The sequence below is a fragment of the Pedobacter sp. KBW06 genome (genome assembly GCF_003852525.1).
In the GTDB taxonomy this organism is placed as follows: domain Bacteria; phylum Bacteroidota; class Bacteroidia; order Sphingobacteriales; family Sphingobacteriaceae; genus Pedobacter.
Genome location: NZ_QAJL01000001.1, coordinates 438,184 through 450,623 on the forward strand (window position 1 = coordinate 438,184; position 12,440 = coordinate 450,623).

Here is a 12,440-nt window from a genome sequence, read left to right on the forward strand (position 1 = left end):
TGTATTTATTTCAATGATCTCTTTCTATGAATCCGGCAATTAAGCCATCAAAGAAATCAGCATATCAATTAATTTTATTCCGATAAAAGGCGCGATTACCCCTCCTATTCCATAAATAAGCAGGTTTCTGCGCAATAGTGCACTCGCGCCAATTGGCTTGTAAGACACACCGCGTAAGGCAACCGGAATCAACAATGGAATCACGAGTGCATTGAAAATAACCGCCGACAGGATCGCTGTTTCCGGACTGTGCAGGTTCATGATGTTCAGGCTGCGTAATGCCGGGATGGAGACGATAAACAAAGCCGGAACGATGGCAAAATATTTGGCCACATCATTGGCAATGGAAAAGGTAGTCAACGTTCCCCTGGTGATCAGCAGCTGTTTTCCGATCTCTACGATCTCAATCAGTTTGGTCGGATCATTGTCCAGGTCCACCATATTACCTGCCTCTTTAGCGGCTTGTGTACCACTGTTCATGGCCACACCCACATCTGCCTGCGCAAGGGCCGGGGCATCATTTGTACCATCACCCATCATCGCTACCAGCTTACCCTGAGCCTGTTCTTCTTTGATATAGTTCATTTTGTCCTCAGGCTTAGCCTCTGCAATAAAATCGTCCACACCTGCTTTCTGAGCAATAAACTTCGCGGTTAAAGGATTATCTCCGGTCACCATCACCGTTTTCACACCCATTTTACGAAGGCGTTCGAAACGTTCACTGATGCCGGGTTTGATGATGTCCTGCAGCTCAATTACGCCCAATGCTTTTTCATTTTCGGCCACTACCAACGGCGTTCCGCCATTGCTGGCGATTCTTTTCACCTGCTCTTCGATGTCCATTGGAAAAGGATTTCCAGCAGTCAGCACGATGTTGCGGATGGAGTCAAAAGCACCTTTTCTGATTCTTCTGCCATCGGCCGTATCTAAACCACTTGACCTGGTTTCCGCGGTAAACTTGATGAACTTAGAACCTTCCGGTGCTGTGGTCATCAGCTTATCGTCTTGCGAAGCTGCAAGCTCAATGATCGATTTTCCTTCAGGCGTTTCATCAGCTAAGGAACTCAATACACAAGCATCAGTAAAGCTTTTGATGATGATGCCTGCAGTAGGGTAAAAATTGGTGGCTTTACGGTTACCAATGGTGATGGTTCCTGTTTTATCGAGCAACAAGACATCAATGTCACCTGCAGTTTCTACCGCTTTACCAGATTTAGTGATCACATTGGCCCTCAATGCCCTGTCCATTCCGGCAATACCAATCGCGGAAAGTAAACCTCCGATGGTAGTTGGAATCAGGCAGACAAACAGAGAGATGAATGCAGCGATGGTAATTGGCGTATTTGAATAATCTGCAAAAGGTTTCAGGGTGATACATACAATGATGAAAACAAGGGTAAAACCAGCCAGGAGGATTGTTAAAGCGATCTCATTTGGTGTTTTCTGACGGGAAGCACCTTCTACCAGGGCGATCATTTTATCCAGGAAGCTTTCCCCCGGCTGGGTGGTCACCTGAACTTTAATTTGATCTGAAAGCACTTTCGTTCCCCCTGTTACCGAAGATTTATCACCACCGGATTCGCGGATCACAGGAGCAGATTCTCCGGTAATGGCCGATTCATCAATCGTTGCAATCCCTTCAATGATTTCTCCGTCTGTAGGAATGGTATCTCCGGTTTCACAGATAAACACATCTCCTTTTTTCAATTGATTGGAAGAACGGACTTCAATTTTTCCGTTGCTCAACACTACTTTTGCAGGTGTTTCTTCCCTGGTTTTACGTAAGCTGTCTGCCTGTGCTTTTCCTCTTGCCTCGGCAATTGCCTCTGCGAAGTTGGCGAACAAGACGGTCAGCAACAGTACGATAAATACAATGAGGTTATATCCGAAAGAACCCTGACTGTTGTTGCCTAAAGAGTAAAGCGTAACGAACAGCATCACGAATGTTCCGATCTCCACGGTAAACATCACCGGGTTGCGGATCATCAAACGCGGATCAAGTTTGATAAACGATTGCTTTAATGCAGTATTCACTAAAGCAGGTTCAAATAATATATTAGATTTATTTTTCATCAGAATATATTTGTTTTTTTTAAGGTTATGAAGCGATCAGGATCTTAGTATTCATTTCATTAAGCGAATGGTAAGAACACGATGGCTTCATCGAAATGTGTTATTTAATCAGGGTAAAATATTCAGCTACCGGACCTAAAGTCAATGCAGGGAAAAACGCAAGTGCAGCAATGATTACAATGACCACGAAAGTCATTATCCCAAAGGTCAGCGTATCTGTTTTTAAGGTTCCTGCAGATTCCGGAATGTATTTTTTCGAAGCCAGCAATCCGGCGATGGCTACCGGGCCGATGATCGGAAGGAAACGTCCCAGGATCAGCACAAAACCGGTAACTACGTTCCAGAAGATGTTATTGTCGCCCAATCCTTCAAAGCCAGAACCATTATTCGCAGCGGCCGAAGTGTTTTCATATAACATTTCAGAGAAGCCATGGAACCCTGGATTGTTTAACCAGCTGGCCGGTTTCACTGCCCAGCCTGCATCCGGAAAATAAGTAATCGTATAAGCGGCCAATGCCGTTCCCACCAGGATAATAAAAGGATGCAGTAAGGCGATGATCGAAGCGATCTTTACCTCTCTTGCTTCTACTTTATGTCCGAGGAATTCCGGTGTTCGTCCCACCATCAGTCCGGAAATGAAAACCGCAATGATGATAAAGATGAAATAGTTCAGGATCCCGACCCCGCAACCTCCGTAAAAACAGTTCATCATCATCGCAATCAACTGATACATGCCTGTGAGCGGCATTGCGCTATCGTGCATCGAGTTAATCGAACCTGTAGAAATAATGGTCGTTACCGTACTCCAGTAAGCCGTAGCAGTTGGCCCGAAGCGGACTTCCTTCCCTTCCATTGCCCCTGTTGCCTGTGAAATTCCCATTTTTGCAATCGCAGGACTGCCTCCGGTTTCACTGATGACCGTTGGAACCAACAGCAACATCATTCCCAATGTCATAATTCCAAAAATGACCCAGGCCATTTTCTTTCTGCGGATAAAATATCCAAAGGCAAAAATCATCGCCACAGGAATGATCACCTGAGAAATGGCTTCTGTCATATTGGTCAGGTAGTTTGGATTTTCTATTGGATGCGTGCTGTTCACACCGAACCAGCCACCACCATTGGTACCGAGGTGTTTGATCGCCACGAAACCGGCAGCAGGGCCTCTGGATACATTTACCGTATCTCCCTGAAGGGAAATGTATTTATCTTTCCCTTCATAGCTGGTAGTGGTACCGTTAAAGGCCAGAATGATGGCTACCACTACAGAGAGCGGTAATAGCAAGCGGGTAATAGAACGGGTAAAGAATACCCAGAAGTTACCAAGGCTGGTTGTTGTTTTATCCCTGAAAGCTTTAAATAAGACTACTGCAGCAGCGATCCCTGTAGCCGCACTTACAAACTGTAAGAACATGAATACGAAATGCTGCGTGAAATAAGTCGCCCCACTTTCACCTGAATAATGTTGTAAATTACAATTGACGACAAAGCTGATGATACTGTTAAAAGCCAGATCCGGCGACTGCCCAAGGTTGCCATCCGGATTTAAGGGAAGTTTATCCTGATAGATCAGGGCAAAAAATCCGTACACCAACCAAACCAGATTAATGGTCAGCAGCGCTTTCATATGCTGTTTCCAGTTCATCGACTCTTCCGGATTAATTCCGGATAATTTATAGATACCCTTTTCAAGGGGTTTTAGAAAGTCTGTCCAGACTTTCTCACCTGCAAACATCTTTGCCAGATAAATACCCAGTGGTATTCCAATCAGCAAGGTCAGTCCATAGGTGGCAATAATGCCAAGTAATTCAGTGTTCATAATAAATTAATTAAAATTTTTCAGGTTTAATCAGCACGTATACCATATAGATAAATACTGCGATTGCGATAAGAAATAATGCGATCATAATTGTTAGATTTTTTCGAACCAGTCGATTGATTTGTAGAATACCCAGCACATCAGTAGCAGGGCGAGAAGTAGTGCGATTGTTAACATAAATTATCTATTTTAGATAGCCCTAGCCAATTGGCATACCAGAGAAAAGGCCAAAGCCATAAAACACTGATTACAAGCGTATAAATCAACAAAACAGGTAAATACCAGAAATCATAAACGAAAAAACCCTTCCAAAATGGAAGGGTTTTTTATCATAATGAACGGTATTGCTTTTCTGGCTTAGCTGATCTTATACTCTTCCATTTTACGGTATAGGGTGGTCAGACCAATCCCCAATAACCTGGCGGTTTCCGTTTTATTACCTCTGGTATGTTTCAATACCTTATTGATGTGTTGCTTTTCGATCACCTGCATCTTCATAGAATCTTCCTCCTGCGTCTCTGCATGGAACTCATAGGGCAGCAGGCTTGCGGTCACTACATTTCCATCGGCAAGAATCACGACCCTTTCCATTACATTTTTTAGTTCCCGGATGTTTCCCTTCCAGACATGCTTCATCAGCAGTTCAGAAAAACCATCATCCATCACAAAATCAGGTTTATTCACTTTGAAGGCAAATTCTTTCAAATAGTGCTTTGCAATCATCAGGATATCCGTTTTACGCTGGGAAAGGTTGGGCAGTTCAATAGAAAACACGGAGAGCCTGAAATAAAGGTCCAACCTGAACCTTCCTGCTTCTGCTTCTTCTTTAAGGTTCCTGTTGGTTGCCGCAATGATCCTTACATTCACTTTACTCGTATGCGTATCCCCTACCTTAATAAAGGTCTGATTTTCCAGGACCCGCAGGAGCTTTGCCTGAAGGTCGAGGTTCATCTCGCCGATCTCATCCAGGAAAAGGGTCCCTTCATTCGCTTCTTCCAGTAATCCTCTTTTGTCTTTCATTGCCCCTGTAAAAGCGCCCTGTTTGTATCCAAAAAGCTCACTTTCCAGGAGTTCAGGGTTAAAGCCACTGCAGTTCAGGGCAACAAAAGGTTTCATCTTCCTGGGGCTTTCGTAATGAATTGCCTGGGCAAAGACTTCTTTTCCCGTTCCGGTTTCCCCCAGCAGCAATACCGTAGTATCCGTTGCAGAAACTTTCTGTGCCAGGTCCAGTGCTTCTTTCATCGCCCTGGACTGTCCGAGAATACTGCTGAAACTGTGTTTTTTGATGATCTTATTTTCCAGCTCATATACCCTGCGCTGGAGTTTTACTTTATCCATTGCCTTATAAACCAATGGAATGATTTTATCGTTATCGTCACCTTTGGTGATGTAATCAAAAGCACCGTTCCTCATCGCCATGACCCCATCCGAAATGGTTCCAAAAGCGGTGAGGTTGATCACTTCTACATAAGGTTTGATCTTTTTGATTTCTTTTACCAGCTCCACGCCATTGATATCGGGGAGTTTCACATCGCTGATCACTACGTCGACCTCCTGCATGGTCAGGGTCTTCAGTCCTTCCTTTCCGGTATTTGCCTGAAACACCTTAAATCCCTCCAGTTCTATAATCCTCGCCAGGAGGCTACAGATTTTCTTTTCGTCGTCTATTATGAGGACCGTATCTTGCATAGCTGATAATTTAGACAATATTAATAATTATCTGAGACAAGTAAGTTTTTCTTCTTTCCGTGATTGCTAAATAATGACTCCAGCAGCCAGATGTAAGTTGCAATTCCTTCCCTGATCTCCTCCACAAAAATAAACTCATCTGCCATATGTGACCTTGCAGAATCGCCTGGACCCATTTTTAGGGAAGGAACGTCCAGCCAGCCCTGATCAGAACTGGTGGGCGAACAATAGCTGGTCTTTCCGATCTCTTTTCCAGCCATCACCAAAGGGTGATGCCCATCGATAAAAGAAGGGTTCATGATGTTCGGCCTGACGCTGATTTTACAGTTCGTATGGTTATGAATGGTCGTCAATATCTCTTTGGCGGTCCAGGCATGTGTAAAACGAATGTCCACCGTAAAATTGCATTCTCCGGGAACGATATTGTGCTGAATTCCTGCGTTTACTTCGGTAATGGTCATCTTTACCGGTGGCTGCAAATCTCCTTCAATCGGAAAGATGAACTCAGAAAACCATTGCATATCGGCAAAGGCTTTATAGATCGCATTGTCGCCTTCTTCCCTTGCGGCATGCCCGGGTTTGCCAAAACTGGTGCAATCCAGAACCATCGATCCCTTTTCGGCAACGGCCATTTCCATTTTCGTCGGCTCTCCGACGATGGCAAAGGCAATGTTCTGAAGTTCCGGCAGGATACATTTAAGCCCCTTCTCTCCCGAAGTTTCCTCTTCTGCTGTGGCGGCCAGACAAAGGTTATAAGGAAGATCCTTAAAATCATGAAAATGAAGAAAAGCGGCGATTAAAGAAACGAGGCATCCCCCGGCGTCATTACTGCCAAGTCCATGCAGTTTTCCATCTTTTATAAAAGGATGAAAAGGATCATGCTGATAAGCTTTCGAAGGCTTAACGGTATCGTGATGGGAGTTTAGTAAAAGGGTAGGTTTGGAGGCGTCGAAATTTTTGTTGTAACACCAGATGTTATTGAATTTTCTGAGCGTAAACACATCATGGTGATTGAGGAAGGACTCAATTTGGTCGGCAGTATTGATTTCTTCGCCGCTGAAGGAAGGGATGGCGATTAATTTTCTTAACAACTGGACCGGGTCTTCAGTTAAAGTATACAGGTCGGGCAGACTGCCTGAGCTTTTTTCGGAATTGGGATTCATATGCTTTTGATTTGATGATTTGATTTAAAGATTAGGTGATTTGATTTGATGACTTGATTTGACTTGCTTAATTTGACTTGACGATTCGGTAATTTGATTTTAGCGTCCGGTGATTTGATTTTAAGTTTTTAAAATCTGACTGAACGCCCTGGTGCTAAAAGTACTTCCGAACAGTTAATTGGTTTTGGACAGGTACCGCTGAAAAGACTCCAATGACATGGCCGGCTGTTGTTCCTGTTTCACTTTTAAAGGATCGAACAGCATCGCCGTACACAGGCAGTTGCATTTTTTCTTGCCTTCCAGAATGTCGTAGTTGACACAGCTTTTACAGCCTTCCCAAAAGGAAGGGTCATGTGTGATCTCGGCAAAGGTGACTGGTTCAAATCCGAGCTGGGTATTCATTTTCATAATGGCGATCCCGGAGGTGATGCTGAAAACTTTTGCATCCGGATACCGGCGGCGGGAGATTCTGAAAATCCGGTCCTTAATCGCCCTGGCCACTCCAGAATTGCGGAATTTCGGAGATACGATCAGTCCGGAGTTGGAAATGAACTTCCCGTTCTCCCAGGTTTCAAAGTAAGCAAAGCCGACCCATTCTCCGGCAGTGGTTACGGCAATAACGGCCTTGTCGTCCCTCATTTTCTGGGCTAAAGATTCCGGACTTCTTTTTGAAATCCCCGATCCTCTGGCAATGGCAGAGGATTCCGTTTCCTGAATTATTTCATCGACGTATTTTATATCATTTATGGTAGCAATACGCACAAAGATCATTGGATTTTCCATTGTTAAATTATTTTACCAGAGCTCTGGTCAAACCGGGTGCCCAATCGTGCCAGAAAGAAGAAAAGCCGCTTTGAAGATTAATTGGGGGTTGAATAATAATTTCATGACGCTACTGTGGCAATAGTGCACCTTATCAAAATGGCAGGGTTAATTTCATTTTAGCTACCTTTGGCGGATTCAATAATAATAAAATTATGAAGCTGAACTTTTCCCTCCCCTTATCATTTTTATTTGCGCTCGCAATCTTTATCTCTTCTTGCCAGGACGCCAAAAAATTACCCATCCTCGGTCCCAGAGAAGCGGTATCTGTCAAAGATAAAGATGGTTCCATGGGCGTAGACACCGTGTACCAGACCATTCCTGCATTTCGTTTCTTAAACCAGGACAGTATTTACATCACGAACGATCAGTTCAAAGACAAAATCTATATCGCAGACTTCTTTTTCACTTCCTGCACCACCATCTGCCCAACAATGCACAGGAATATGAAAACCATATTTGAAAAATATAAAGACAATCCGGATGTGATGTACCTTTCACATACCATCGATTTTAAATACGACAAACCTTCAGTATTGAAAAAATACGCACAGAAATTAGGTGTAGATGGCAATAAATGGCAATTTGTATACGGTTCAAAAGACAGCGTATATAAACTGGCAGAACACAGTTACCTTGTTGCAGTAATGGAAGATACCACAGCCAGAGACGGTTACATTCATCAGGGATGGCTGGTTCTGATCGACAAGCAAAAACGCATTCGCGGCGCTTATGATGGAACAGATCCAAAACAGGTCGAACAACTGACGAAAGATATTCCTGTGTTACTTGCTGAAGACAAAAAATAACCATGCGAAAACTACTCATCAGTACCATTGTCTTATTTACCCTGCTTACAATGATTTACTCTTGTCAGAGTGCAGATCAGGTAAAACAAGACATTTATTATACCAATGGCCGCGATTATTACATCAAATATTGTCAGAATTGCCATGGCGCCAAAGGTGAAGGCCTGGGTGCATTAGCCCCTCCCCTTACCGACAGCGTCTTTTTAAAAGAAAACAAACAGAAAATAGCCTGTTATATCAAAAACGGAATGAGCGAGGCCATTACCATTCATGGTCAGAAATATGAAGGTAAAATGCCGGATTTCCAAACCCTCGCCGCGATAGATATTGCTCAGATCGTTGTTTACATCACCAACTCCTTCGGGAATAAACAAGGGATGTATACTCTGGAACAAACTTCCACTGATCTGAAAAACTGCAAATAATTCTTGCTTTAAAAGCAACGAAAACTCACCTTATGGGGGCTAATTAAGCCCCCTCAGCAAGCCCAGGCTGAATATCACTAAAAATATTACAAATGCTAATTTCCGGAAAAACAGAGTTTTTCTGAGAAAATAACGTTTTAGCATTTCATCTCGCTCAAAAATCAGCAGCAAAAAATTCCATAGTCTTTATTTATTTCATAATAATGTAAAAGATTCTACATAATATTGTTTACACACACACAAATGAAATCATTATGAGTTCCAACCCCACTAACCATGGACTAAAGACGCATTGGTGATTTTTTAAAAATCTATCAAATGAAAAAATCATTGTTACTATTTGTAGCGATGGTGACTGGTATGGTCGCCAATGCTCAGTACGAGAATGCCAAACAGGTATTCAACAGTCCAAAACTGCAGGAAGCAGTTAAAACCCACAAATTGGTAGCCATCTTGCCTTTTGAGGTCAAGATGACCTACAAAAAACAACCCCGGGATTTCGATCTGGAAACCAACCGGGAGAAGGAAAGAGAAAAGGCTTATTCTATTCAATCCAGTATCTACACCTTTTTATTGCGTAAAGCATCGAAGTATACGGTAGAATTTCAGGATGTAGAAAAAACCAATGTGCTGTTGAAGAAAGCAGGAATGACCGACAAGCTGGGAGAATTTACGAAAGATGAAATTGCCAAAGCCCTGAATGTAGATGCAGTGATTGCTGGTAAGTATGAAGCAGAGCAGTCAAAATCTGAAGCCGGAGCCATTGTAACCACAGTCTTGTTTGGAGGAATGGGAAGTAAAACCGGTTCCGGAGCATTGACAATGATGGTCAATGACGGGCCTTCAGGAGATCTGTTATGGAGGTTCTACAAAAGCATGAACGACGATGTGTTCAGCTCCAGTGATGAGCTCATCGACCGGATGATGAGAAAAGTTTCAAGAAACTTCCCTTACACCAGGTAACTATTTTAATACCCCCTGAATTGGTTTGGTGGTTCTGTTTCTCCCCCCCTGAACGAATCACCAGCCAATTTTAAAAATTTTGATCCTGTAAAAACAATAAACATATTCCAAAAAATTTTAATTAATTAGCGTATATGAAAAAGTCTCTTTTATTATTCATAGCCATGTCAATCGGTATGATTGCCCATGCGCAATTCACTACCAAACAAGTATACACCAGTCCTGAGCTGAAAAAAGCAATGAAGGATTACAAGACAATTGCCATTTTGCCCGTAGGAACCTTGTTGAGCTTTAAGAGCCAGGTTCCCTACCTCAATGAAAGAAATCAGGCCAGCGAAAGCATCAATACCGGATTGGCCAATCAGTCCAGAATATACAGTTACATTTTACCCAGGTCCAGCCGCATGAAAATAGAAATTCAGGACATCGAAAAAACCAACCTGCTGCTCCTGAAATCAGAAATGAGTGCCAGGCCGGATCAGTACACGAAAGAAGAAATTGCAAAAATCCTGGGTGTAGATGCCCTCATTTCCGGATTGTATGAAAGTGATGCTTTTCTCATAGAGGAGCAGATAACCAAAGATTCTTCTTCCATTTCCGGAAGAATCCCAAGAATTTCTACCTCCGTTAAGAATGTATTTACACTGTCGCTTTATGACGGGCAAACCGGAAAACAAATGTGGAGATACTACGATTACCGAACACAATCCAGCTATATCTCCGATGAATTAATAGAAGGAGCCGTAAGAAACTTGCCTTTTATCCAATAAACGCTGTTTTTTTATATCTTTGCAGCATAAAAAATGCAAGCCGTTCTATCGCTGCGATTTATCGGAGAGGAAAGTCCGGGCAACACAGAGCATCCCGCTTCCTAACGGGAAGAGGCTTAGGATTGAAAACCTGAGTTATGGAAAGTGCCGCAGAAAACATACCGCCGATGGCTTTTAAGCACAGGTAAGGTTGAAAACGTGAGGTAAGAGCTCACGAGTATTCCGGGCAACCGGATTGCTGGTAAACCCCGGGAGTTGAAAGACCAAATAGGCTAACGCATGTAGGGCTGCTCGTCCGATGTTAGCGGGTAGGTCGTTAGAGATAAATGGCAACATTTATAGTGGATTAATGGTAGAAATTCTGAGCAATCAGTTTACAGAACCCGGCTTACAGGCTTGCATTTTTTATTTTATCAACTCCTTGTTGATAAAAGTAATATATTCGTATCTAATAAAAATGATGAGCACTACCTATGGCAAAATTATTAATAATTGATGATGAACGGGCAATAAGAAGCACTTTACGCGAAATCTTAGAGTATGAGAACTACGATGTTGACGATATTGATAATGGTGTAGACGGTTTAGAACTGATTAAGAAAAAGAAATTCGATCTGGTATTATGTGATATCAAGATGAATAAAATGGACGGAATGGAAGTGCTGGAACAGGCACTGGCCTATAGTCCTGATCTTCCTTTCATCATGATCTCCGGTCATGGGACAGTCGAAACCGCTATTGAAGCCAGTAAAAAAGGAGCCTTTGACTTCATCTCCAAACCGCCTGATTTAAACAGGCTGTTAATTACTGTAAGAAATGCGCTCGACAGAGGTACATTGGTTACCGAAACCAAAGTCCTTAAAAGAAAAGCGAGTAAAACAAGAGATATATTAGGGAGTTCCGAAAGTATTGGAAAGATCAAAGAAACCATTGAACGTGTTGCCCCTACTGATGCCCGTGTATTGATTACCGGTGCAAACGGAAGTGGGAAGGAACTTGTTGCAAGATGGTTACATGAAAAATCTAACCGTGCAGACAGCCCTTTAATCGAAGTGAACTGTGCTGCAATTCCCTCAGAACTGATCGAGAGCGAATTGTTCGGTCATGAGAAAGGTTCCTTTACCTCTGCCGTAAAACAAAGGATTGGTAAATTTGAACTGGCAAACGGCGGAACACTTTTTCTGGATGAGATTGGCGACATGAGCCTTTCTGCACAGGCAAAGGTATTACGGGCACTACAGGAACACAAAATCAGCCGCGTAGGTGGTGAAAAAGAACTGGAAGTAAATGTAAGGGTCCTGGCAGCAACCAATAAGGACCTGCTGAAAGAAATCGAAGACGGCAATTTCAGGATGGACTTATACCACCGCTTAAATGTAATCAATATCCATGTTCCTCATTTAACGGAACGTGTGGAAGATATCCCGGAAATTGCACAAAACTTTCTGGAAGAAATCTGTAAAGATTATGGCATGCCGGTTAAAAAGATCGGTGATGCAGCGATGGCGGCACTTCAGGCCTTACCCTGGACAGGAAATGTCCGTGAACTGCACAATATGATTGAGCGTCTGATCATTCTGAGCGATAAAGCCATTACAGAACATGATGTGGCTGCATTTGCAAATCCTGGCGGAGGAACAAATATCGGTGCTGCACATAGTTCATCAGTGGGTACGGTTGTACGTACCGCCACACCAAACTACGATAACTTCAATAATTTCCAGGATTATAAAGATTACGCGGAAAAAGAATTTATCAAATTCAAACTGGAAAAGAACAACTGGAACGTTTCCAAAACTGCCGACGACATTGACATCCAACGCAGTCACCTTTACAGTAAGATTGAGAAATTCGGATTAAAGAGATCCGCTGAATAAAGATACAAAACAAAAAAAAGCCAGCTTCCG

The 12,440-nt window shown here is 42.9% G+C and carries 11 protein-coding genes and 1 other RNA gene; 6 read left to right on the forward strand and 6 right to left on the reverse strand.

Annotated features, from left to right (window positions below):
- Positions 1 to 39: 39 nt before the first annotated feature.
- The 6 genes from kdpB to DBR43_RS01750 form a co-directional block, all read right to left on the reverse strand.
- Complete coding sequence (gene kdpB, locus DBR43_RS01725) at positions 40 to 2,073, reverse strand: potassium-transporting ATPase subunit KdpB (protein WP_124577323.1); 2,034 nt, start codon at positions 2,071 to 2,073, stop codon at positions 40 to 42.
- A 100-nt stretch (positions 2,074 to 2,173) separates the two neighbouring features.
- On the reverse strand, positions 2,174 to 3,892 hold the full coding sequence (gene kdpA / locus DBR43_RS01730) for a potassium-transporting ATPase subunit KdpA (RefSeq protein WP_124577325.1): 1,719 nt from the start codon (positions 3,890 to 3,892) through the stop codon (positions 2,174 to 2,176).
- 10 nt (positions 3,893 to 3,902) lie between these two features.
- A complete protein-coding gene (locus DBR43_RS01735; protein ID WP_073235656.1) occupies positions 3,903 to 3,980 on the reverse strand; it encodes a potassium-transporting ATPase subunit F in 78 nt (25 codons plus the stop codon).
- A 269-nt stretch (positions 3,981 to 4,249) separates the two neighbouring features.
- On the reverse strand, positions 4,250 to 5,581 hold the full coding sequence (locus DBR43_RS01740; RefSeq protein WP_124577327.1) for a sigma-54-dependent transcriptional regulator: 1,332 nt from the start codon (positions 5,579 to 5,581) through the stop codon (positions 4,250 to 4,252).
- Positions 5,582 to 5,601: 20 nt separating this feature from the next.
- On the reverse strand, positions 5,602 to 6,744 hold the full coding sequence (locus DBR43_RS01745; RefSeq protein ID WP_124577329.1) for a M20/M25/M40 family metallo-hydrolase: 1,143 nt from the start codon (positions 6,742 to 6,744) through the stop codon (positions 5,602 to 5,604).
- Positions 6,745 to 6,918: 174 nt separating this feature from the next.
- A complete protein-coding gene (locus DBR43_RS01750; protein WP_124577331.1) occupies positions 6,919 to 7,527 on the reverse strand; it encodes an N-acetyltransferase in 609 nt (202 codons plus the stop codon).
- A 194-nt stretch (positions 7,528 to 7,721) separates the two neighbouring features.
- On the opposite strand from DBR43_RS01750, the gene DBR43_RS01755 reads away from it, so the two are divergent.
- The 6 genes from DBR43_RS01755 to DBR43_RS01780 all read left to right on the forward strand — a co-directional run bounded on the left by DBR43_RS01755 (position 7,722) and on the right by DBR43_RS01780 (position 12,410).
- Positions 7,722 to 8,375, forward strand: a complete 654-nt coding sequence (locus DBR43_RS01755) for an SCO family protein (RefSeq protein WP_124577333.1) — start codon at positions 7,722 to 7,724, stop codon at positions 8,373 to 8,375.
- A 2-nt stretch (positions 8,376 to 8,377) separates the two neighbouring features.
- Complete coding sequence (locus DBR43_RS01760; RefSeq protein WP_124577335.1) at positions 8,378 to 8,800, forward strand: c-type cytochrome; 423 nt, start codon at positions 8,378 to 8,380, stop codon at positions 8,798 to 8,800.
- 318 nt (positions 8,801 to 9,118) lie between these two features.
- Complete coding sequence (locus DBR43_RS01765) at positions 9,119 to 9,763, forward strand: hypothetical protein (protein ID WP_124577337.1); 645 nt, start codon at positions 9,119 to 9,121, stop codon at positions 9,761 to 9,763.
- 134 nt (positions 9,764 to 9,897) lie between these two features.
- On the forward strand, positions 9,898 to 10,533 hold the full coding sequence (locus DBR43_RS01770; RefSeq protein ID WP_124577339.1) for a hypothetical protein: 636 nt from the start codon (positions 9,898 to 9,900) through the stop codon (positions 10,531 to 10,533).
- 32 nt (positions 10,534 to 10,565) lie between these two features.
- Positions 10,566 to 10,940: RNase P RNA component class A (gene rnpB / locus DBR43_RS01775), an RNA gene on the forward strand.
- A 66-nt stretch (positions 10,941 to 11,006) separates the two neighbouring features.
- On the forward strand, positions 11,007 to 12,410 hold the full coding sequence (locus tag DBR43_RS01780) for a sigma-54-dependent transcriptional regulator (RefSeq protein WP_124577341.1): 1,404 nt from the start codon (positions 11,007 to 11,009) through the stop codon (positions 12,408 to 12,410).
- The last annotated feature ends 30 nt before the right edge of the window (positions 12,411 to 12,440 follow it).